The sequence below is a fragment of the Tritonibacter sp. SIMBA_163 genome, assembly GCF_046535935.1.
Taxonomy (GTDB): domain Bacteria; phylum Pseudomonadota; class Alphaproteobacteria; order Rhodobacterales; family Rhodobacteraceae; genus Epibacterium; species Epibacterium scottomollicae.
Window position 1 is genome coordinate 1 of sequence record NZ_JAWJBP010001363.1, and the last position, 235, is coordinate 235.

Below are 235 nucleotides of genomic sequence, written 5' to 3' on the forward strand. Positions count from 1 at the left end.
CAGTGATCGAGGCCCGGCGCGACCTCGCGCTCGGCCGCGCCGTATGAGCGCAGCTTGTCGGTGACGATCCGCTGGGGCACCAAACCTGTGCGTTTCATCAGCCTGACCAGGAGCCGTTTCGCGGCGCGCTTGTTCCGTCGTGCCTGGAGGAGCTCGTCGAGAACGACGCCATGCTGATCGACGGCGCGCGAGAGCCAGAAGGATTTGCCCGCAATTTTTACCACCACTTCGTCCA

General features: G+C 64.3%; 1 protein-coding gene. It reads right to left on the reverse strand.

What is annotated here, in order from left to right:
* Positions 1-235 (reverse strand): DDE-type integrase/transposase/recombinase (locus tag R0J92_RS26730; RefSeq protein WP_411053910.1); only part of this gene is annotated, 235 nt, incomplete at both ends.